We start from the raw sequence: 20710 nt of genomic DNA on the forward strand, positions 1-20710 counted from the left end.
TTGGAAGTTCATAGGAGAGCGATGCACGAATTCTTATAAAATCTTACGAATATGCCGTCCTGCAGACAGGCCATAAACATTCAAGGACTGCTCCGCTATGCTAAGATAGCGAAACAGCCCTGAGTGTCAACTCTGCGTTACTTACTTCATCATACTGGCAGCAATGCCGATAAGCTCATCCTTCGTTAGCTCCGCATTCTCCTGGCCGGAGATCACAGAATAGATAACCTTTGCACCGGGGTCAGACCAAACCAGCTTATACTTATACCCCAAGTCAAGTTCCTTGTTGCCGGAGTCATCCGAAAAAACGGCCTGTCTGCCTTCGATTTCAATATTTTCCATCTTTGTATGTTCACTCCACGACAGCGGATCTGCCGGGTTTTGGTTGTCATCCACACGCGAGACACTGATTCTTACCTGGACCTCCCCCTTCTTGTATACCAGTGAGGAATACGGGTAGGCAATGTTCTCCGCCTTCTCCACTCTCCAGGTTAACCGGAAGCTGTCTCCCAGGTCTCTCTCGTTTCCGCCTTCCAGCTCCTGCACATCCGGAACTTTTAAGAAAAAAGGCTTGATGATTGCCTCGTCCAGGGCATACCCTTCCGGCAGATACGCCGGCTGCTCCAGGACCAGAGCGTTGTACTTCTCTACACTGGTCTTATAGGCGGTATAGTCCTTGAACGTGAGGGGCGGACGGTACATGTTCATACTCCCCTCTCCCTCCTCGTCATCACGCGTAATTACATAGGTGGCATACTCTCCAGGAAGCAGCAGCTCTTTCATGAGCTCTGCCCCTTTTGAATATTTCTGGTTATAGAGAATACTTAGCTTCTGGTTGGCTTCATCCTCTATACCCGGCTGTGCTTCTGGAATATAAGGCTTCAAGGGTTCTTTCGCCTTCTCAATCAGCGTTCTGCCGGAAGCCGTCGCCGGAAGCGGCTGATACGGCAGCACCTTATACCGGGCTCCGGCCCCTTGCCGGACCTCATCCGAACTCCGGGCTTCATCTCCTTGCTGGAGTTTGCCGGAGAACTGGGTGTAGCCGCCGCCCAGCAAGAGCAGTGCCAGGACCGCCGCCGCCCAGCGCTTTACCGGCATCCGCTTCTGTCTCCGCCCGGTTCTTGTTTCCATTCTGCGCATTACTTTTGGTGCCTCTTCGCTTAGCGGAAGGGTCTGCAGCAGGTTCTCGTCTTCTTCAGCAGACAAGGCCCCCTCAAGCCCGAGCGCCTTCATGACTGGTTCATGAACATCAACGGTGTTCCAATGTACTGATCGGTCTCCCTCCTTCAGAAACTGCTCCTCCGGCGTTAATTCACGCTTGCCCATAATTGTTTCTCCTTTCGCTCAATCGCTTTTTTAAGTTTTCCCCTCGTCCGTTCATATCTCTTGCGTACGGTAGCCGTACTGACACCCAGAATTTCACTGATTTCCGCAAACGATTTATCTTCATAAATCCGCAGGATCAACAAATTCCGGTCGTCCACACCGAGCTTCGCCAGGGCGGCCGCGACAGGCTCGCTGAACAGCCGGTTATGGGCCGTCTGCTCGGCGCTCTTCGCCGTAACCTCCTGCCGGAGCAGCTTCCGCACCTGCTGCTGGAATTTCTGCCGCCGCAGCAGGTTCAGGCAGTGATGGTAAGCAATTTTGTAGAGCCATGATGTGAAATCTGCCTGCGGCTTGTACTGTCCGATATTCTGGTAGGCCTTGATCAGGATGTCCTGTACCGCATCTTCCGCCTCTTCCTTGTTATTCAGCAAGCGATAGCAATAGAGGTAAATCCGCTGCTGGTATAGCCTGATCACATCGGAGTAAAGGCCTCCTTCCCCGTCCTGTATCCTCTTAATCTTGTCTCCAATAGCGTCCACGATAGTCTCCTTTCTGCGAAACATATAGATATAACACATGAGCAGTATGTAATGTGACAATTATCTTTTACCGGCTCCACAGCAAAAAAAGAGATCCCCAGATGAACTCTGTTGATCTCTCCGTTGTAGAACCTATGAACCTGTAAGCTTCCAAAACCGTCTGTCTGTCTACTCTATTCCAGCTCGACCGTCTGATTCAGATTCAGCTTGTCCGTGTCCTGGCCGGTCATCCGCTTGAACATGTATACCGCCTTCTCGGCCAGGTTGCCGCTCTTCCAGTACTCCGCCGCTTCGGCATGGACTTTAATCAGAATCACATCCGGGTCATCATAGCTTGTCTTCAGGAACGTATCGTACCCTGCACTCCAGAGCTCTTTCTTCTTGTTCACGTCGGTTACAATCTCAGCCGTTCCACGGATGGAGACATAGGACTTATCTGCATAGACCACGTTCACCCGCGGATCATACAGAATCTCCCCGAACTTGCTCGTATCCTTCTTGGTCAGGAACCACAAGTCTCCGTCGAATTCAACCTCCTGTGTCTTCATGGGCCGGGAGACCAGCCCTTCCTCCGAAATCGTGGTAAGCATAGCCATATCAATACCCTTGATCAGCTTGCGGACCGTCTCAACGGCTTCCTCGTGACTATGGTGTGTAGTTGACATCTTAACCGCCTCTTTTCTTCCAGGATAGGGAATAGGTTGTCCAAATGCATAGCATTTATTAACCAGAAAAGACGAAGCGTTACCGGATGTTCACCTATCCTTGCGGACTAACATCTCACATGTTTGCGTTTGAAGCCGGTCCGTCCCTTGTCCACAGCCTTCATAATATTATCGTAAGCGCTGATAAGCTTGCTCTTCGGCTTGTCCTTGTCCACCTCGACCGGACCCACCCGCTCCGCCGTCTCACGTGCCAGATCATGCAGCGGTGAATAGGACACAGCTACGGTATACATAAAATTGTTCATAGAGTACCGGGTACGCTCCGGGGAGTCATAAATGGTCTTACCCACAAGCTCCAGCATCCCGGCCAGCTTGTCGCGCTGGAACTCCTGATCCGGGCGGCTTCCCAGCAGCCAGCAGTAACAGCTCCAGCCTGCCGACATTCTAAGGTCCTCTCCGCTCCTGATCCACTCATCGGCCACCTGCTGGGCAATATCTGCTTCAGCCAAGGTGACAGCCACCACGAAATCGGACAGCATATAGAAATAAGCCCCGTCCATCCAGCGGTTATAGTCCGCCTCTGTCATCCCGTTCGGTTCGGCAATGATCCCGGCAAAATACATCGCATCATAATTACCTGTGGCATACAGCTCCTCAGCCAGCGCCTGATTAATTCCGGTTCGTTTGAAAATGGGCTTCATGGCACCGGTAGCCACACCAAAGAGCGGTTCCCGTGCGCCGTTTGCGGTATATATCTTCTTGGTCCGTTCCTTGCCAAGCGCTTCAAGCTCCTGCATGACCTGTTCTGCATTCATTGAACGTTCCTCCTTTTAGCTACCTCTCGTCCTCCGCCGGAATATCCGGCAGCAGCGGACGGCCCGCGGGGTAGGCGTTCTGATTCAGCTGGTCGCCAATCCACGCTTTGCCGTCCTCGCCGGTTTCTTTTTTCCAGATCGGGACGATTTGCTTGATCCGCTCAATCACGTATTCATTCGCTTCATAGGCAGCCTTACGGTGGGGCGAGGAGACTGCGATGACCACGGCAATATCGGTAATCTCCAGCCTGCCAATCCGGTGGGTGACTGCAACCTTCGTATCCGGCCAGCGCTCCAGCACTTCCTGCCCGATACGCTTCAGCTGCGTTACAGCCATGGACGGGTATGCTTCATATTCAAGATACAAGGTTTTCTTCCCCTGTGTGAACTCACGCACCGTCCCGATGAATAAGGTAATCGCCCCGGCCTCTCTGCGCAGAACTTTATCGGATACCTCAGCGGGTATAATCGCGGACTCTGTAATTTCAAATAACGAATGGCCCATTCGCTCACTTCCCTTCGATAGATGCAGCAGCTGCTCATATTGCTCGGGTGTATCTATATCTGCCGCGAAATCTTCCTCTAACCCCGCACCGGCCAGCTCATCCCTTCCCACCCCTAGCCAGTGCATTGATTCTAATAAACCAGCCAGCCGGTACTCACGGTTCGCAAGTCTTGCTGTAATGTCCGGCAAGATCCGGTGCGCCCGGTATACGCCATGCAGCATCTGATGCTTGCCGCCAATCACCGGCAGAACCGCATCATAACCGCCTGCTTCAAGCCGGGCAAGCATCCATGAGGCGGCCGGAGCTGATATATCAGGGCTGTCACAGCTTACCACCCAGGCATAGTCCGTCTCCGCGCTGGCAAAAGCGGCATGAAATCCGCTCAGCGGCCCATGCCCGGCATAGACATCCGGTATATATTGAATATCCAATGGAAGATGTTCCAGATACGGGGAAGGATCGTTCGTGACTACAATCACGCTGGAGCACAGGGTCTGCAGCTCCCTCACCTGCCGGACAATGAACGGTTCCCCGTGGTAAGTCAGGAGGGCTTTATTGCGGCCCTGCATCCGGGAGTTCTGTCCGCCCGCCAGTATAATTCCTGTCAGCACCAAGGGCACCTCCTTTAGTAGAATTTAGGACTGAAGCAGCGCCAGCGCCAGCGCGATGACCGCCTGATCCGCAAGCGCCTGCTCCCGCATAGACAATACCGGAGGAGTATCCTGGCTAATCCGGGAATCAAACGCTGCACTTTGCAATTCCGCAGCCTCTTCCCAGCTTAACCACAGGCGTATGTTCGTCGCTTCCTTTTGCAGCGTTATCTGGTCCTCTGTGCGGCGAATTAGGGCGATCTTGGGATAATCTGCAGATTTGAACCCTTCAGCAATTACCAGATCTACTCTGCCGCGCATCGACTCGGCGATTTCCCGCAGTGAAGCCGCAGATCTGCGCATGATCCTGGTCGCCTCCGGCGAGGTCAATACCGTCTCCACTGCACCGTGCAGGAGATGCCTGCTGCTATCCGTTCCCGGATCATCCAGCTGAAACTGATGGGCATCATGCTTGGCAGAGCCAACCCGCAGTCCCTGCGCAGACAGGGCGTGGATTAACCGGCAGGCGAGAGTTGTCTTGCCGCTGTTCTTGTATCCGACGATTTGCAGTACAGGAACTGGGCGCTGTACCACCGCATGCTGGGATTCCATAGTCACTGTGTCTGCTCCTTCGCTTGAAGATCTATTCCGATTATACACTATTCCATTCTGCCCGCTTCCCATTCCCCGACCAATCGTCTGCCAGCGCCACTGTGCTTCAAATCACCATCATTCTCCGCCGGATACAAGTATAGTTAAAGAGTCTGGCAGCTTACATGCCATGATATATCCGCGAAGGAGGTCTATGGCTGCATGAAAAAATACATCCCCAACCAGCACGGCGCCTGGGCGATGCTCGTTCTCCCGTTTCTGTTGGGCGTCGCCGCTTCCAAGGGGCAGTTCATACATATTCCGCTGTTTATCTGCTGGCTGCTGATCTATCTGTTCAGCTTCCCGCTCTTGCAGGGGGTGAAGACCCGGAAGTTCGCACGTTATGTCCAGCCGCTAAGTTTATATGGGCTGCTGCTGCTTCCGTTCGCCCTCTATCTGGTAATTGTCCAGCCTGTACTGCTGGGATTCGTGCTGCTGCTCTTGCCGTTATTCGCTGTTAACCTCTATTATGCCAGGACCAAGAATGAACGTGCCTTGCTTAATGACATCTCCGCTATTGTGGCGTTCTGTCTGGTGATTTATCCGGTCTTCTATGTAGGGCAGGGGGAGAATTGGAGGGCCGTGAATGAGCTGTTCGTGCTGGCGGTGCTGTACTTCACAGGAACTGCCTTCTATGTCAAAACCGTCATCCGTGAGCGGAATAATATCCGCTTCTATTACGGCTCCGTGCTGTATCATCTGCTGTTCACAGCAGCCGGGCTGTACCTGTCCCCTTCACTGCTGGTCCCGCTGCTGGTTCTGCTGCTGCGGGCAGCCATTCTGCCGAGGACAGGAATTACGGCCAAACGTACGGGAATCATCGAGATCGGCTTCTCCGTCATGCTGTATGTGTCTGTGCTGATGCTCTATTTCTAAGAGAACCACAATACTTATTTGGACAAAAACCAGGAAGCTCCTTCGCCAACCCGCGCGTGAGGAGCTTCCTTCAGGTCTGCAGCCTATTCTACGATCATATCCTGATTGCTTGAGCCCGGCGGCACAATGGGATAGACATTATCCTCCAATATAGGACATGCCAATCTTGGCCTTGCTTCTGCGGGTCTCTTCCGTCCGCTCATCGGAATAACGGTCGCTGCGCTGCTCCCATACCTGCTTAATCGCTGCCAGCAGCTCTTCATCGCCAGCCCCTCCGCGCAGCATGGCCCTAAGGTCAAAGCCCTTGGAGGCAAACAGGCAGGTATACAGCTTGCCGTCAGAAGACAGCCGGGCACGCGAGCAGGTGGAACAGAACGATTCGGACACGGAAGTGATGAAGCCGATCTGGGCCGGACTGCCAAGATAGCCGTAGCGCTGCGCGACCTCGCCGCTGTAATTCTGCTCAAGAGCTTCCAGCGTATAGACGCTGTGCAGCTGCTGCAGGATTTCTTGCTTGGTGACGACCTTATCATAGCTCCAGCCGTTATCGTTGCCGACATCCATGAACTCGATGAAGCGCAGCGTGATCTTCCGCTTCTTGAAGTAGGCGGCCATCGGAAGAATCTCTGATTCGTTCACGCCCCGCTGGACAACCATATTCACCTTGACCTCGAACCCGGCGGCCGCCGCCTGATCTATAGCGTCCAGAATCATTCCCGGCCTGAAGCCGCGCCCGTTCATTCTGCCGAACAGCTCCGGGTCCAGCGCATCCAGGCTGACATTCAGCCTGCGCAGGCCCGCAGCATACAGCGGCGCAGCCTGTCCGCCCAGCAGAGCCCCGTTCGTCGTCAGTCCCATATCCCCGACACCGGGAATGGCAGAGAGGCAGGCAACCAGCTCCGGCAGATGGCGGCGCATTAGCGGCTCACCTCCGGTCAGGCGGATCTTGCTAACGCCAAGCGAGACGAACAGCCCCGCCAGCCGGCCAATCTCTTCGAAGGTGAGCAGCTCACCGGATGGAAGAAAAGCATAGTCGTCACCGAATATCTCCTTTGGCATGCAGTAGGAGCAGCGGAAATTACACCGGTCCGTGACCGAAATCCGCAAATCGTGGATAGGCCGCTGCAGCTGATCTTGTAGTGGATGATAATTCATGTGCGTCTATCTCCCTTCCCGTACACTTAACCTTACAGTACCCAATCATTCATGCCCTCTTCCACCCCGAGCAGCAGGACATCCACCTGATCTCCTGCGGCGAAGCCTCTTGTTCCGCCCGGCAGTACTATTAGGGAATTGCCGCGTGCGATGGAGGAGACGGCGTTCGATTTGTTGAAGCCGGCCGGCCGGACTGTAGTGCCGTCATATACCGCCCGGATGAACCGGGTGAACGGGCTCGCCTTGGTGAAATCCTCCGCCAGAGCGGCTGTGGTACGCGGCAGATATAATTGTTCCGCCCCCATCATCTTAAGCAGCGCAGGTCTTACGAACAGCTCGAAGCCGGTGAAGCAAGCCGACGGATTGCCGGACAGTCCGAACAGGAATTGATCCCCGGCTACTGCCACTGTAGTCACACTGCCGGGACGCATCGCTACCTTGTTGAACAACACCTCAGCTCCAAGGCGCTTGTAGATCTCCGGCAGGTAGTCATAATCGCCCACTGACACTCCGCCCGTTGTGATCAGACAGTCGGTCTCAGCGAGCGCCTGACGGACGGTCTGCAGGCATTCCTCCAGCCGGTCCGCTGCTGTATCATAGATCCGGTAAGGAATGCCCATCCGCGCGAGCTGGGCGGCAATCATCGGCCCGTTGCTGTTACGGATTTTACCAGGTACGAGCGGGTCTGTCACTGCCAGCAGCTCGGTGCCTGTAGACAGAATCCCCACCACCGGCCGCTTCCCTGCCTTAACCTCCCCGTAACCGAAGGTAGCGAGCAGCGCCACAACCCCGGGATGAATGAAGCTGCCGGATGGAATGACCGTCTCCCCCGCCTGCATATCCTCCCCTTGCAAAGAGAGATTCTCCTGCGGTGCAAACGCCTTGCGGATCGTAAATGTCCGCCCTGCGGAGACTGCTTGTTCAAACATAACTACCGCATCTGCCCCGGCCGGGAGCGCTGCCCCCGTCATCAGCCGTACCGCTTCACCAGGGCCGATTACAGCCTGCGACACTTCCCCTGCGCCGATATGATCCACCACGGTGAAGCTTACCCGGTTACTGCCGGAAGCACCGGCCGAATCTCTGGAAGCGATGGCATAGCCGTCATACGGGGACCGGGTGAAATGCGGTACATCATGGGTTGCGGTGAGCGGCCCGGCCAGAATACGTCCATAGCTTGCATGAAGCGGAACGTTCTCTGTACCTGTGCGGCATACTCTTCCGGTTACCCGCAGCACAGCTTCCGCTACAGTAACCGGGATTCTGTTCATCTCCACCCTCATCTGCTCCTCAGCGGGTACCGGACTGAGCATCCGTACATCCGTTTATTTCTGCGTAATATCGCTGAAGGTGCCTACATACCGGACATCTTCACCGGTCTCATCCTTCACGGCGCTAATATTCAGCCACTGCAGGTATTCTTCCCCGTTCTTGCGCTTGTTCCAGATCTCGCCCTGCCACATGCCCTTTGACTTGACCTCACCCCACATCACGCGGTAAAAGTCCTTCGGCTGGCGGCCGGATTTCAGCAGGCTCGGCTGTTTGCCCAGCACCTCTTCTTCGGTGTAGCCGGTAAGCTTCGTGAACGCCGGATTGACCGTCTTGATGTGGCCGGACACATCCGTAACCAGAATCCCCTGGCCGGTCGAATTGAACACCTCAGAGGTAAGAGCAAGCCGGTCCTGGAAGTACAGCCACACCACAAGCACCAGACTGGCCAGCGCTACCTGGGACAGCAGCATGAAGCCGATGGAATATTGTCCGGTTGCCGCATGAATCACAGATAGCATAATCGGAGGGAAGAATCCGCCCAGACCGCCCATCATCGACACAATCCCGTTGGCAATCCCCGCCTGCTTATTGAAGTACAGAGGTACCAGCTTGAAAATAACACCGTTGCCGATTCCGGCACTTACCGCAATCGCCAGGCAGCCTGCCGTATACAGGCCCATGTCCGGCATGAAGGCCAGAATAATGGCAGCCACCGTATATACACTGAAGGTGAAGATAAGTAAGAATAAAGGCTGGAACTTGTCGGCCAGCCAGCCGCCGATCGGACGGAAGAAGGTCGCTACCGCGATGAAGCCGGCGGTGCGCATCCCGGCATCTACCTTTTCCAGACCAAAACTGGATACCAGAAAATTCGGCAGATAAATGGTAAAGGCTACGAAGGAGCCAAAGGTAATGAAATAGAACAGGGAGAACAGCCAAAGCTTCTCGTTCCTGGACACGCTCTTGATCTGTTCAATAATCGGAGTGCGGAGCTTGGGCTCCTGACGGTCTCCGAAGAAGAAGTTAAGAACGATGAATACCAGCAGCAGAATCAGATACATTTTGACCGCAGACTGCCAGCCGAACTGTACTGCCAGGATAGGCGCCGAGAAGGTCGTAACCGCTGTACCGAGATTCCCGATTCCATAGATACCGTTAACCAGACCATGCTTCTCCTTCGGATAGTACTTCGGCAATGAGGTTACGCCTACTGAAAATACAGCTCCTCCTACCCCCAAAAACAGGCCTCCGATAATAAGATGTGTGACTGTGGACGCTTCACTGATGAAGTAGACCGGGAACAGCAGCAGCACGAAGCTGGACATAAAAATAATCCGCGCCCCCAGAATATTCGCATAATAGCCCAGCGGAATTCTCAGAATCGAGCCAAGCACTACCGGAATCGCCGTGACCATCGCCAGCCGTCCGGAAGGAATGCTGATATCCTCCGAGATAAAGGGCATCAGCGAAGAGATAATCACCCACACCATGAATCCGGTAATCAAGTTTAAGGTTTGCAGCGGCAATTGCATTTTTTTAATCATTCGTTTCACCTTTTCGCCGTTTTTTTCTTGTGATGATTTCCTGTTATTGATACTTCCTGTACTCATTGTATCCGCCGTTCCCCGGCTCAGATATAGGGGAGTCCCCTTTCCCTGACAGGGTAAACCCTAAAATAACCCCACAAAGTGGGGCTTTAGCGTAGGTGATGACTCAGGTACTTTGCGGGGACCCTAAAACTAAACAAAAAGGCTGATTTTGTCTTCAACGCGTAATTCTGCCATGATATAATAAGCCTATTAGATTGGAGTGATAATAGTGGAATTGCTCGATGCAAGGAACGACTTTATTTTCAAGAAAATATTCGGCAGCGAAAACAACAAAGATGTGCTTTTAGCCTTTCTTAACAGTACCTTTATGGAGTCCGGTGAACCCCCGTTGACTGAGATCATATTAATGAATCCTTACACAGATAAAGATGCTCCGGCTGAAAAGCAGTCCATACTGGACATCAAGGCGAAAACGGCAGAGGGCAAGCGAATCAACATCGAAATGCAACTGTTTAATCCATATAACATGGAGAAGCGAACACTTTTTTACTGGAGTGAGATGTACTATCATCAAATTCAAAAGGGCGACGATTACAGCCAATTGAAAAAGTGTGTTACGATTAATATATTGAACTACTCCTGCCTACCAAATAACCGCCATCATAATGTGTTTCGCCTTCGGGAAGATCATACCGGGATTTCGCTGAACAATGATCTGGAGATTCATGTGATGGAATTAACGAAGCTCGAAGAGCAGGCCGTTCCATTGACCGGTGGTCTGATTAACTGGTTATTATTCCTGAAGGGTGTTGAACAACCAAACTGGGAGGTGCTGACCATGAATGAACCCATGTTAAAAAAAGCAATGGATACACTTGAATTTCTGAGCCAGGATGCCGCTACACGTATGGAGTATGATGCCCGGATGAAGTATTTGCGTGATGAGGCTTCACGGATGAATGGTGCTAAAGCAGAAGGACGTGCGGAAGGACGTGCGGAAGGAATTGCGGAGGGAATTGCTAAGGGTGAACAAAAAAGAGCAGAGGCCATAGTACTTGAACTTCTTGCGCTTGGAGTAGAGACCTCAGTTATTCTTAAAGCTTCAGGTCTCACAGAACAACAAATCCTAAGGTTGAAAGCACAGATGGGGAAGCACTGACCGAACCCCTGTTGAAAAAGTATAAATTCTTCTATTATCAAAAGTATCAAAAAAGCCGCCCCAGTTAGAATGGAGCGGCCTGTTTTTTTGTCACGTAATCAGCGTATTCAACTGTCCGCCTAGCCGCTCCTTGTCCTTCGGACTCAGCTGGTTCTCGCCCATCGGGAAGATCACGGTCTCTTCTTTGACAAAATGGACCGTCAGCACTTCAAAGGCCTCTCCCGCATCGTGTACGGCTGAGCGGATTCCCGCGAGTGTCATCTGGCTGATATCTCCCTCCGAGTGATGCAGGAAATGCCCGATGTACCCGTCAATCTCACGGTGCTCCTCCTGGATGCCGGCCAGCGGACCCTGGTCGAAGCCGATATACTGGCCCAGCAGCGGAAAGAAATACGTCTCTTCCTTCTCCGTGTGCCGCTTCAGCGGAACGCTGAACGCAAGCACTGCCTTACGCAGCTTCTCAAGCTGGGCCTTGGCCTCTTCCAGAGTAATCTGCTCCTGCTCAAACCAGAGGACAATGGCATGCCATTCCTCCATCAGAAAAGATAGATAGCGGTGTTCATTCTCAAGGATGCGCATCGCGGGCAGCGTAAACTTAAGGTCTGTATGTTCCGGCATACAGCTAACCCTCCAGTGGCCGGTCAGAAATCCAGCATTTTTTTCCTCAAAGCGTATTCGACCAGCTCGGGCCGGCTTTTAAGGTTAAGCTTCTCCATAATTTTGGCCTTGTGGGCTTCCACGGTCTTAACGGAAATAAAGAGCTTCTCTGCAATCTCCTTATTCCCGTATCCCTTGGCAATGAGCGGCAGAATCTCCAGCTCCCGCTTGGACAGCAGCTCGAACAGATCTTCCGTCCCGCCGGTCTTGTCCTGCTTAATGAACTCACGGACCAGCGAGGTAGCCATCTTGGGATGAATATAAGTACCGCCTTCGTAAATCGTCCGGATCGCCAGCAGCAGCTCCTCGTCCGGCGCACTCTTGAGCACATACCCGGAGGCCCCGTTCTTCAAGACATGGAAGAGATATTCATCATCGTCATGCATCGTCAGAATCAGGATCCGGGTGTCGGGATAATCCTCTTTGATCTTGCCGGTTGCGGTCAGCCCGCTTTCTCCCGGAGGCATGCTTAAATCCATGATCAGGATATCCGGCCGGAGCTTGGCGACCATGGTGTAGGCTTCCCTGCCGTCCGCCGCTGCTCCGATCACTTCAATATCATCCTGAAAATTAAGAATCATGGAGAATCCGCTGCGCACGATCGCATGGTCGTCCGCAATGACGATCTTCATCAGAAGCTCATTCCTTTCCTTCGGCCCATCATACAGGAACCTGCAGCATAATCCGGGTCCCCTTGCCGGTCTCTGAATCTACGCTGAAAATTCCACCCACCAGCTCCGCCCGCTCCTGCATCCCGAACAGGCCAAGCCCGGTTCCGGCAGGCTCATCTCCCAGCTGGAAGCCGATGCCGTCATCCTGAACCAGAAGCTGCAGCATGCCGCCGTTCTCGGTAAGCGAGACCTTGACGCTGTCTACCTGGGCGTACTTCAGGGCATTCAGCACCGCTTCCTGGCATACCCGGTACATGACCGTCTCAATCTCACTCCCGTACCGCTTCTCGGGCAGCCGGGATTCATACTCAATCACGAGGCCATACGTTTGCTCCACCCGCTTGAAGTGGGAGCGGAAAGCCGCCTCCAGACCGAAATCATCCAGGGCAGCCGGCCTAAGCTCCACCGACAGGTTGCGGATATCACTCAGCAGGCGGGTCATCGACACTTCGGTTTGCTTCACTTTCTTCAGCAGGCCGTCATCGGCTGTCATATATTTCAGCACACGCAGATCAATCACGGCACTCATCAGCTCTTGCGCAACGCTGTCGTGCAGTTCACGGGAGATCCGCTTGCGTTCATTCTCCTGGGCTTCAATAATATGCTTCATCATTTTGTTCTGGTAGAACTTCTCCTGCGTCTTGAACTGTCTCGATAGATCCCTGAGCATGAACACCCGGATTCCGTTCTCTTCATCTATAGTGTGAAAGGTTGCCGCATACGGGACAATCCCCTTGTCTCTGGTCTCCAGATAGACCTGATAAGAGGTGAACTCCTCCGAGTCCGGGGTGTGAAAATAACAATTCAGGCAGGTCCGCAGCTCCGTCTCGCTGGTATATCCCCGGCAGGTTCCGCAGAGCGCTTCAGGATTCCCCTGATACAGCTGCCTCAGAATATCCTTGTCGACGATCGTCTCGGCAGCCGGATTCATCGCCAGAGCTTTCCCTTGCCGGTCAAAAAAGAACATCGCCTCCGAGCTGTTCTCGAACAGCTTCGTCATTAGCTCACTGCGCAAATCCGTAGCGGGGTTCATCAACTGAGCAACAATTCCTTCCCGTCCAAGTCTCCAATGCCGCCCCGCGCCGTCGCTTCCAGGTCACCCAGCATCTCAGCGGTCACCTGCCGGTCCCCTCTGAAGCCGCCGAGAAGCACGCCTGCCACGCGGGCATCATTCCACATCGGCACCGCCCCGATGCTGTTCAGATTCTCCATCTTGGTGATGGGATAATTGAACAGGCTGTCGGGCTTCACCATAAGCTTCACCGAAGGGATCAGGAACGGCTTGCCGGTCTTGAACACGATGCCGGCAATCCCTCTGCCGGATTGCAGCACAATCCGTTTGTAGCGGTCACTTATATTGCCTGAGGCGTATTTCCAGCGGATCGCATAGTCATACTCCGCCGGTTCGGCGAACGCCAGCGACATGAAGTCATATCCCAGGCACTTACGGATCTGGTCAAGCCGGGTCTGGTAATCCACCTTATTCATCATCGCTTTCTCTCCTCGGATTGAACAGGGAAAGAAGTCCACGCTGCTCTTCCGTTAATTTGATTTATTTCTTCTGTATAGGATATAACTTCTGCCTACATAATTCAACGGAACACTCCATACGTGAACCAGCCGGGTGAACGGCCAGAAGGCAAAGATCGCGAACCCTGACAGGATGTGAAGCTTGAAGGAGAACGGCACTCCGCTCATCAGCGACGGGTCCGGGCGGAACATGAACAAGCCGCGGAACCACACGGAGATTGTATCCCGGTAATCGAACTCAGGCTGTACAGCATTCGTGACAATAGTGGAGTACATCCCCATGAACACAATGAACAGCAGGAGCGAGTTGACGATCAGATCGGAGGCGCTGCTGAGCCGGCGGACGTTCTTCAGGGTGAAGCGCCGTGAGGTCAGGATCAGCATTCCAGCCAGGGTGGCCGCACCGAAGATCCCTCCGATGTATACGGCGCCAATGTGGTACATATGATCGCTGACGCCGACAGCCTCCAGCCAGGACTTGGGCACGGCGAGACCGCCGATGTGACCCAGAATGACCGGCATGATGCCGAGGTGGAACAGAATGCTGCCGAATTTCAGCTGTTTTTTCTCAATGAATTCACTGGATTTGGCGGTCCAATTGAATTGATCCTTGCGGTAGCGGGCAATATGCCCGCCGATAAATACGACCATACACATATACGGGAAAATAACCCATAAAAACTGACCCATCATATTCATTGACTTAGGGCCTCCTGTTCCGCACAAGCTTTGAAGGTTTCTCGCAATCCTTTAACCAGGTGATAATAAGGACTCTCCCGCTGCTCCAGCGCCTTCACCAGATAATACGAGCCATCCTCCAGAATCGCCATCAGCATCCGGAAGTTCTCCGGCGCGCCGGGGACGTCCAGCCACTGCGCGGCATAGATGAACTCACACATCAGCGGCAGGTAATCCGGCAGCTCATTCTCCGGCATTTCAAGGCCGAACATTTCGTACAGCAGCTTCAGCTTGGCGAGCATTTGCCCGCGTTCCTTGGCATCCTCGAATTTGAAGTAGGTCATATAGAGCGCGCAGTCCTTCTGAAAATCAAACGTAGCCGCATAATTCTCCTGAATCTCTTCCAGGCTGAAGCTCTGCATGAGCTTCCAGTAGGTCTGGACATGGGAATATGCCGGGTGGCCGGGGTCAAACGCCTCTTCCAAAAAAGCCGGATGGAAATCCAGCTTCTCCGGGTACATGAGCTGCAGGGCGAAATAACCGAAGGATTGCTTGTAATGATGCAGTTTGCTCAGATCAATCACGCCAGATCCCCCCGTAGAAATTCTCTTCATACATCTCCTTGCCGGTCTTCAAGGTGTCGCCGGAAGGGCTCGCCGGTCCGCAGCCGTCACAGCCGGAGCCCGAGCCCATATCGCCCATTCCGCTGCCGTAACCGGCAGAGCCTTGGGCACGGTAAGGGTTCATGTGCTGCTCCTTGTGGGAGGTCGGGATCACGAAGCGGTCCTCATATTTGGCAATGGCCAGCAGGCGGTACATTTCCTCCGTCTGCTGCGCCGTCATGCCGACACGTTCCAGACGGCTAAGATCGAACTCCTGGCCGGTAGACTGGGCGCGCATGTAAGAGCGCATCATCGCCATCCGCTGCAGAGCTTCCTTCACGGTCTCCGTGTCGCCAGCCGTCAGCATATTCGCCAGATATTGAATAGGTGTACGCATCTCCTCGATCGCAGGGAAAATCATATCCGGGTTCTTCAGTGAATCCTTGCCCTCAAAGTAGTTCATGATCGGGCTAAGCGGCGGTACGTACCATACCATCGGCAGCGTCCGGTACTCCGGGTGCAGCGGGAAGGCCAGCTTATGCTCAATCGCCAGCTTGTAGACCGGCGAGTTCTGCGCAGCCTCCAGCCAGTCCTCGGAGATGCCGTCTTTTCTCGCCTGCGCTCTGACTTCCGGATCATGCGGATTCAGGAACAGATCACACTGGGCCTGGTACAGATCCTTCTCATCCGGGGTGGATGCGGCATCCAGCACCTTGTCGGCATCATACAACAGAACGCCAAGGTAGCGGATACGGCCCGTACAGGTCTCGGAGCATACCGTTGGCAGGCCTGCCTCCACACGCGGGAAGCAGAAGGTGCATTTCTCCGCCTTGTTGGTCTGCCAGTTGAAGTACACCTTCTTGTACGGACAGCCGGTCATGCAATATCTCCAGCCGCGGCAGGCTTCCTGGTCCACGAGAACGATGCCGTCCTCATCGCGTTTGTACATCGCTCCCGACGGACAGGAAGCCACACAGCTCGGGTTCAGGCAGTGCTCGCACAGACGGGGCAGATAGATCATGAAGGATTTCTCGAAGTTGAACTTGATCTCTTCCTCAATCTTCTGAATGTTCGGGTCCAGCGGGCCGGTCACATGCGCGCCCGCCAGATCATCCTCCCAGTTCGGTCCCCATTCCAGATCCATCTTCTCGCCGGTGACAGCAGAGTGGGCCCGGGCGACCGGGGAATGCTTCTGCTCCCCGGCACTCGTCAGATGCTCATAGTTATAGGTCCAAGGCTCATAATAATCCTTCATTTCCGGCATATCAGGGTTGTAGAAGATTTTGCCGAGCGCGATCTTGGACAGCTTGTTGCCGGATTTCAGCTCAAGCCGGCCCTTGCGCAGCTGCCAGCCTCCCTTGTACAGCTCCTGGTCTTCCCAGCGCTTCGGATAGCCGATACCCGGCTTCGTCTCCACGTTGTTGAACCACATATATTCCGCACCCTTGCGGTTCGTCCAGGTGGTCTTACAGGTCACGCTGCAGGTGTGGCAGCCGATGCATTTATCCAGATTCATTACCATTGCCACTTGCGCTTTAATTTTCAAGCCAGTTGACCTCCTTCATTTTGCGGACGGCTACGTAGACATCACGCTGGTTGCCGATCGGACCGTAGTAGTTGAAGCCGTAGCTGAGCTGTGCATATCCGCCGACCATCTGGGTAGGCTTCAGGTGAATCCGGGTTGGCGCATTATGGCTTCCGCCGCGCGTATCCGTAATCTCGGAGCCCGGCACCTGAATATGCTTATCCTGGGCGTGGTACATGAACATGGTGCCTCTCGGCATCCGGTGGCTGACCACGGCGCGCGCAGTGACGACCCCGTTACGGTTATAGACCTCAAGCCAGTCGTTGTCCGCAATGTCATGAGCCGCCGCATCCTCGTTATTGATCCACACCGTCGGACCGCCCCGGAACAAGGTCAGCATGTGCTGGTTATCCTGGTAGGTCGAGTGGATATTCCATTTGCCGTGCGGCGTCAGGTATCTCAGAACCAGCGCATCGGTTCCGCCCTTCACGGCCTTGTCGCGCGGCCCGAAGACCATTGGAGGCAGGGTCGGCTTGTAGACCGGCAGCGCTTCGCCGAACTGCTGGAAGATCTCATGGTCAATATAGAAATGTTGTCTCCCGGTCAGGGTACGGAACGGCACGAGACGTTCGATGTTCGTAGTGAACGGCGAATACCGGCGGCCTTGCTTATTCGAGCCGCTGAATACCGGTGTCGGAATCACCTCTCGCGGCTGTGCGGTAATGCTCTGGAACGTAATTTTCTCGGCGGCCCGGTCTGCCGAAATATCCCGCAGCTCGACCCCGTGATCCTTCTCGGCCGACTCATAAGCCTTCTGGGAGACGCGGCCGTTGGTGGCGGAAGACAGATGCAGAATGGCATCCGCCGCCTGGCGGGCCGTCTGCAGCTTCGGCAGTCCGTGCCGGATCGTTTCGTCGTAATGCACACCGCTGATCTTCTTCAGCTCTTCGTATTCTTCGGCAACCGAGAAGCTGACGCCGTGTGCGCCTGCTTTGCCGGTAGCCAGATTCGGTCCGAGCGAGCTGTATTTATGATGAATTTGCGTGTAATCCCGCTCGACAATGGTGAAGTTTGGCATGGTTTTACCCGGAATGGCCGGCACCTCGCCCTTGGCCCAATCCTTGACCAGACCCATCGGCTGTGAGATTTCGCTGATGGAGTCATGGCCCAGCGGAGACATTACCACATCTTTATAGACGCCGGGCAGCTGCGATTTCGCCATTTCGGAGAATACCTCCGAGAGCTGGCGGTAGATATCCCAGTCGGAACGGGATTCCCATAGCGGATTCACGGCCGGATTGAACGGATGGACGAACGGATGCATGTCGGTGGACGACAGATCTGTTTTCTCATACCAGGTTGCGGCCGGCAGGACAATATCGGCATACAGCGGCGTCGTCGTCATCCGGAAATCCAGGGCGACCATCAGATCCAGCTTGCCTTCCACATCCTCCCGCCAGACGATCTCCTCCGGCTTCTGCTCCTCGTTCGGCTCGGCCAGCAGACCATCCGAGGCTCCGAGCAGATGCTTCATGAAGTATTCCTGTCCCTTGGCGGAGCTTGAGATCAGGTTCGAGCGCCAGATGAACAGGGAGCGCGGGAAGTTCTCCGGTGCGCCGGGATCTTCTACAGCAAAGCGCGTCTTCCGCGATGTAATCTCTTCTACGGCATGGCCGATAATCTCCGCATTCGTCTTCTTGCCTTGCTGCGCCGCTTCTTCGGCGAACAGCAGGCTGTTCTTGTTGAATTGCGGGAAGGACGGCAGCCAGCCTAGCCGCGCAGCCAGCACGTTGTAATCTGCCGGGTGCTGGTAAGCAACATCCCCGCCGGTCGGCGATTTCAGGGAATCGGTGCCACTCTCCTCATACCGCCACTGCTCGGTGGCAAAATAGAAGAACGAGGTTGCATTCTGCTGCCGCGCTGGACCCTGCCAATCCTTCGCGAAGGCAACGGTGGACCAGCCTTCAATCGGACGGCATTTCTCCTGGCCGACATAATGCGCCCAGCCGCCGCCGTTGACTCCCTGAGATGCGGTCAGCACCACCAGATTCAGGATGGAACGATAGATGGTATCACTGTTGAACCAGTGGTTGATACCTGCGCCCATGATAATCATGGAGCGTCCGCCGGTCTCAATGGAGTTCTGGGCGAACTCGCGGGCAATCTGCACAACGACGCTTGCTTTTACTGTAGTAATCTTCTCTTGCCAGGCCGGAGTGTAATGAGACATTTCATCCTCATACCCCTTGGCGTTCAGCAGACTGTCTCTGCGCTTAATGCCGTACTGGCTCATCATCAGGTCGTATACGGTAGCGACATAACGTTCCGTGCCGTCCGCAAGCTTCATCTTCCGGGCCGGGATGATTCTGCTGAAGGTGCCGTTACCGGCATTATCGAAGTACGGGAATACGATCTCCGTCCACTCTTCCCCATGGCCTTCCATGGTCAGGGCCGGCTCCACCTTGCTGCCGTCCTCCCGCTCCAGAATCAGGTTCCACTTCTTGCCTTCCTCCCAGCGCTGCCCCATCGTCCCGTTCGGCACGATCATCTCGCCTGTGGCTTCATCGAAGATCACCGGCTTCCAGTCCGAGTGCGGAGAAGCATCGCCCAGATCACTGGCCCGCAGGAAGCGTCCGCCCTTCAGGCTGTCCTCATGCGGATCGAGCAGAATCAGGAACGGCATGTCGGTATATTGCTTGGCATAATTCAGGAACATCGGCTCCTGGCGTTCCTGGTAGAATTCCTGCAGGATAACATGCGTCATCGCCTGGGCAAGCGCTGCATCCGAGCCGGGATTCGGAGCCAGCCAATTGTCGGCGAACTTCACGTTCTCGGCGAGATCCGGGGCGACCGATACGACCTTGGTGCCTTTGTAGCGCACTTCTGTCATGAAGTGGGCGTCCGGCGTCCGGGTCAGCGGCACGTTCGAGCCCCACATCATCAGGTAACCGGCGTTGTACCAGTCCGAGGATTCCGGGACATCCGTCTGCTCGCCCCAGATCTGCGGCGAAGCCGGAGGAAGATCGGCATACCAGTCATAGAAGCTCAGCATCTGGCCGCCCAGCAGCGAGATGAACCGCGCTCCTGAAGCGTAGCTGACCATCGACATGGCCGGAATCGGGGTGAACCCGGCGATCCGGTCAGGGCCGTATTTGCGGATCGTATAGATCAGCTGCGCTGCGATCAGCCGCAGGGCATCATCCCAGGCTACCCGGACATGGCCGCCCTTGCCGCGTGCCTTCTTATACTGGCTGGCCTTCTCGGGATCTTCCACAATGCTGGCCCAGGCATCGACATAATTGTCATGCTCCTGGAGCGCCGTCTGCCACAGCCGCCACAGCTTCCCTCTGATATACGGATACTTCACGCGCAGCGGGCTGTATTCGTACCAGGAGAAGGTGGCTCCGCGCGGACAGCCGCGCGGCTCGAACTCCGGCATATCCGGTCCGCAGGATGGGTAATCGATCTGCTGGTTCTCCCAGGTGATGATCCCGTTCTTCACGAACACCTTCCAGCTGCAGGAGCCTGTACAGTTCACGCCGTGGGTGGTGCGGACTACTTTATCGTGAGACCAGCGCTGGCGGTACATGTTCTCCCAATCTCTATTTTTCTCTTCAAGAATGGACCAGTTCCCGGAATAGCTCTCCACCGGCTTAAAAAAGTTAAGGCCGAATTTCTTCTTCATCTGTCCAGAACACTCCTTTGTACGAATCTATTCAATTAATCTCATTATGGATCTCCCCGGCTGCGCTTCCCATTAGGGAAACACCTATTGAACCTCGGGAATTCCCTTGATCTCACCCCGCAGCAAAAAAGCCTTCCCCCTGAGGAGAAAAGCTCTGATTCTGCATGTGTACTGCCGGACAGGGGTCCCCATTAGGGAGTTCCCTCTTTATGCCCAGGGGAAGCTCTTAGCGGGAATTCCAGGGCAGCTCTGTATGCT

General features: G+C 54.6%; 19 protein-coding genes and 1 pseudogene. 2 read left to right on the plus strand and 18 right to left on the minus strand.

The features are described from left to right. Positions 1 to 141: 141 nt before the first annotated feature. The 7 genes and pseudogenes from NSS64_RS20965 to mobB all read right to left on the minus strand — a co-directional run bounded on the left by NSS64_RS20965 (position 142) and on the right by mobB (position 5053). The gene (locus NSS64_RS20965) at positions 142 to 1326 is read right to left on the minus strand and encodes a hypothetical protein (RefSeq protein WP_341141389.1); all 1185 of its coding nucleotides are present in this window, start codon (positions 1324 to 1326) and stop codon (positions 142 to 144) included. After that, positions 1308 to 1865: an RNA polymerase sigma factor gene (locus NSS64_RS20970; protein ID WP_341141390.1), complete on the minus strand. Its 558-nt coding sequence runs from the start codon at positions 1863 to 1865 to the stop codon at positions 1308 to 1310. Before NSS64_RS20970 ends, NSS64_RS20965 begins: the two co-directional genes overlap by 19 nt. Positions 1866 to 2038: 173 nt before the next feature. Further along, complete coding sequence (locus tag NSS64_RS20975; protein ID WP_340942965.1) at positions 2039 to 2530, minus strand: pyridoxamine 5'-phosphate oxidase family protein; 492 nt, start codon at positions 2528 to 2530, stop codon at positions 2039 to 2041. 107 nt (positions 2531 to 2637) lie between these two features. Continuing rightward, on the minus strand, positions 2638 to 3345 hold the full coding sequence (locus NSS64_RS20980; protein WP_341141391.1) for a DNA alkylation repair protein: 708 nt from the start codon (positions 3343 to 3345) through the stop codon (positions 2638 to 2640). 19 nt (positions 3346 to 3364) lie between these two features. Then, positions 3365 to 3850, minus strand: coding sequence for a molybdenum cofactor biosynthesis protein MoaE (locus NSS64_RS20985; protein WP_076076524.1), 486 nt, complete (start codon positions 3848 to 3850; stop codon positions 3365 to 3367). A gap of 171 nt (positions 3851 to 4021) precedes the next feature. Then, positions 4022 to 4471 (minus strand): annotated as a pseudogene (mobA, locus tag NSS64_RS20990) (molybdenum cofactor guanylyltransferase); the annotation flags it as partial. A 15-nt stretch (positions 4472 to 4486) separates the two neighbouring features. After that, on the minus strand, positions 4487 to 5053 hold the full coding sequence (gene mobB / locus NSS64_RS20995; RefSeq protein ID WP_341142864.1) for a molybdopterin-guanine dinucleotide biosynthesis protein B: 567 nt from the start codon (positions 5051 to 5053) through the stop codon (positions 4487 to 4489). A gap of 201 nt (positions 5054 to 5254) precedes the next feature. Between mobB and NSS64_RS21000 the strand changes: the two genes are divergently transcribed. Next, a complete protein-coding gene (locus tag NSS64_RS21000; protein WP_341141392.1) occupies positions 5255 to 5968 on the plus strand; it encodes a YwiC-like family protein in 714 nt (237 codons plus the stop codon). Between the two features lie 138 nt (positions 5969 to 6106). Here the strand turns inward: NSS64_RS21000 and moaA are convergent, their stop codons facing one another. From moaA to NSS64_RS21015, 3 genes are read right to left on the minus strand one after another with little or no spacing between them, the layout of a single operon-like run. Next, a complete protein-coding gene (moaA, locus tag NSS64_RS21005; protein WP_341141393.1) occupies positions 6107 to 7123 on the minus strand; it encodes a GTP 3',8-cyclase MoaA in 1017 nt (338 codons plus the stop codon). Positions 7124 to 7155: 32 nt separating this feature from the next. Then, positions 7156 to 8400 carry a molybdopterin molybdotransferase MoeA gene (locus tag NSS64_RS21010; RefSeq protein WP_341141394.1) on the minus strand — a complete coding sequence of 415 codons (1245 nt, stop codon included), beginning with the start codon at positions 8398 to 8400 and terminating at the stop codon, positions 7156 to 7158. Between the two features lie 48 nt (positions 8401 to 8448). Continuing rightward, a complete protein-coding gene (locus NSS64_RS21015; RefSeq protein ID WP_341141395.1) occupies positions 8449 to 9939 on the minus strand; it encodes an MFS transporter in 1491 nt (496 codons plus the stop codon). 271 nt (positions 9940 to 10210) lie between these two features. Here NSS64_RS21015 and NSS64_RS21020 point away from each other — a divergent pair, with 271 nt between their 5' ends. After that, a complete protein-coding gene (locus NSS64_RS21020) occupies positions 10211 to 11104 on the plus strand; it encodes an Rpn family recombination-promoting nuclease/putative transposase (protein ID WP_341142865.1) in 894 nt (297 codons plus the stop codon). A gap of 90 nt (positions 11105 to 11194) precedes the next feature. Here NSS64_RS21020 and NSS64_RS21025 read toward each other — a convergent pair whose 3' ends face one another. Genes NSS64_RS21025 through NSS64_RS21060 form a run of 8 tightly spaced genes read right to left on the minus strand, consistent with a single transcriptional unit; the run spans position 11195 to position 20452 of the window. Beyond that, a complete protein-coding gene (locus tag NSS64_RS21025) occupies positions 11195 to 11722 on the minus strand; it encodes a hemerythrin domain-containing protein (RefSeq protein ID WP_341141396.1) in 528 nt (175 codons plus the stop codon). A 23-nt stretch (positions 11723 to 11745) separates the two neighbouring features. After that, a complete protein-coding gene (locus NSS64_RS21030) occupies positions 11746 to 12393 on the minus strand; it encodes a response regulator transcription factor (protein WP_036691001.1) in 648 nt (215 codons plus the stop codon). A 28-nt stretch (positions 12394 to 12421) separates the two neighbouring features. Then, on the minus strand, positions 12422 to 13465 hold the full coding sequence (locus NSS64_RS21035) for a sensor histidine kinase (RefSeq protein ID WP_341142866.1): 1044 nt from the start codon (positions 13463 to 13465) through the stop codon (positions 12422 to 12424). After that, entirely contained in the window at positions 13465 to 13923 is a 459-nt protein-coding gene (locus tag NSS64_RS21040) for a GAF domain-containing protein (protein WP_340942981.1), read from the minus strand. Before NSS64_RS21040 ends, NSS64_RS21035 begins: the two co-directional genes overlap by 1 nt. 51 nt (positions 13924 to 13974) lie before the next feature. Then, complete coding sequence (gene narI, locus NSS64_RS21045) at positions 13975 to 14661, minus strand: respiratory nitrate reductase subunit gamma (protein ID WP_209875083.1); 687 nt, start codon at positions 14659 to 14661, stop codon at positions 13975 to 13977. Continuing rightward, entirely contained in the window at positions 14658 to 15224 is a 567-nt protein-coding gene (narJ, locus tag NSS64_RS21050) for a nitrate reductase molybdenum cofactor assembly chaperone (RefSeq protein ID WP_341141397.1), read from the minus strand. The genes narI and narJ overlap by 4 nt, the downstream gene beginning before the upstream one ends. Further along, positions 15217 to 16788, minus strand: coding sequence for a nitrate reductase subunit beta (narH, locus tag NSS64_RS21055; RefSeq protein WP_340942988.1), 1572 nt, complete (start codon positions 16786 to 16788; stop codon positions 15217 to 15219). Before narH ends, narJ begins: the two co-directional genes overlap by 8 nt. Then, on the minus strand, positions 16778 to 20452 hold the full coding sequence (locus NSS64_RS21060) for a nitrate reductase subunit alpha (protein ID WP_341141398.1): 3675 nt from the start codon (positions 20450 to 20452) through the stop codon (positions 16778 to 16780). The genes narH and NSS64_RS21060 overlap by 11 nt, the downstream gene beginning before the upstream one ends. Positions 20453 to 20710: the final 258 nt, after the last annotated feature.

The organism is Paenibacillus sp. FSL H8-0122 (assembly GCF_038005345.1).
In the GTDB taxonomy this organism is placed as follows: Bacteria; Bacillota; Bacilli; order Paenibacillales; family Paenibacillaceae; genus Paenibacillus_AQ.